Annotated in this window: 1 protein-coding gene and 1 pseudogene; both read left to right on the top strand. The window is 67.0% G+C overall.

Going from position 1 to position 1,324, the window contains the following annotated elements:
- Positions 1 to 84: 84 nt before the first annotated feature.
- Positions 85 to 294 (top strand): annotated as a pseudogene (locus DW661_RS10405) (transposase); the annotation flags it as partial.
- Positions 210 to 1,283, top strand: a complete 1,074-nt coding sequence (locus tag DW661_RS10015) for an IS3 family transposase (RefSeq protein ID WP_233547501.1) — start codon at positions 210 to 212, stop codon at positions 1,281 to 1,283. The pseudogene DW661_RS10405 and the gene DW661_RS10015, both read left to right, overlap by 85 nt.
- Positions 1,284 to 1,324 lie beyond the last annotated feature (41 nt).

Here is a 1,324-nt window from a genome sequence, read left to right as displayed (position 1 = left end):
TGAGCTGTATCGTTTTATCGGACACGGATCGCCGCTCCCTTCCGTGTAACATTGGATTCGGCCGAGAAAAACGAGGAGGACAGCATGCCGAACGCAAGCACCTACACCGACGAGTACAGGCTCGAGTGCGCCGACTACGTCATATCGACCGGCAAGCCCGCAGCCCAGGTCGCCGAGGAGCTCGGCGTCCACCGCAAGACGCTGCAGCACTGGGTCAGGGCCCGCCGCGACGAGCTCGACGGGAAGCCCCCCGCAGGGAAGGAGTCCGCCGAGGTCAGAGAGCTGCGCAGGCGCGTCCGCGAGCTCGAGCAGGAGAACGAGTTCCTGAAAAAAGCGAGCGCCTTCTTCGCCGCCAACCAGGCAAAGTAGCCAAGTACCGCCTGATGAGGGCGGAGAAGGCGCATTACCCGGTCACCATGATGGCCCGCGTGCTCAAGGTGTCGCGCTCGGGCTTCTACAGCTGGCTGGCCAGGGGCGAGCCCGACGACCCGTGGGCCGGCCCCAGGGAGGCGGTGAGGCGCGTCTGGCTTGAGTCCGACCGGACCTTCGGGGCCAGGTTCGTCCGCGCGTTCCTGCCCGCCGAGTTCGCGGGCGCGACCCTCTACCGGGTGCGCAAGCTCATGCGCGAGCTGGGCATACGCGGCGTCGCCCCCAACACCAAGAAGCGCACGACGGTCCCCGACGAGAACGCGCCCGCCAGGCCCGACCTGGTGAGGCGCGACTTCACGAGCCCGGTGCCCACCTACAAGCTGGTGGGCGACATCACCTACCTGCGCACCGGCGAGGGGTGGCTCTACCTGGCCACCGTGATAGACCTGTGCACGCGCATGGTGGTCGGCTGGGCGATCTCCGAGCGCATGACCGCCGACATCGCGGTCGAGGCGCTGGAGCGCGCCAGGCGGCGCGGCTACGTAGCAGAGAACGCCATCTTCCACAGCGACAGGGGCTCGCAGTACACATCCAGGCTCCTGGCCCGCTGGGCCGAGGAGCACGGGGTCAGGCTGTCCGTCGGACGCACAGGCAGCTGCCACGACAACGCCGTCGCCGAGTCGTTCTTCGCGACGCTCAAGAACAACATGTACAGCCTCCGGAGGTGGCGGACGCGGGAGGAGGCGCGCAACGCCGTGATCCGCTTCATCGAGTACCGGTACAACCGCCACCGCCCCCACTCGTCGATCGGGTACAGGATCCCGGGCGTGGCGATGGACGAATTCTTCGAGAGGACGAAGCCGCCCGAGGCCGCCGCCAAACAGCAAGCCCGCAAGAGGAGGATGGCCGCCTAGAAAAGGGACGGCGAATTCTGTCCGAAATCTTGACACAGCTC

The sequence above is a fragment of the Collinsella sp. AM24-1 genome, assembly GCF_003470325.1.
GTDB lineage: Bacteria > Actinomycetota > Coriobacteriia > Coriobacteriales > Coriobacteriaceae > Collinsella.
Note: the sequence above shows the minus strand (reverse complement) of the source record. Positions and strands in the feature narration are given on the sequence as shown.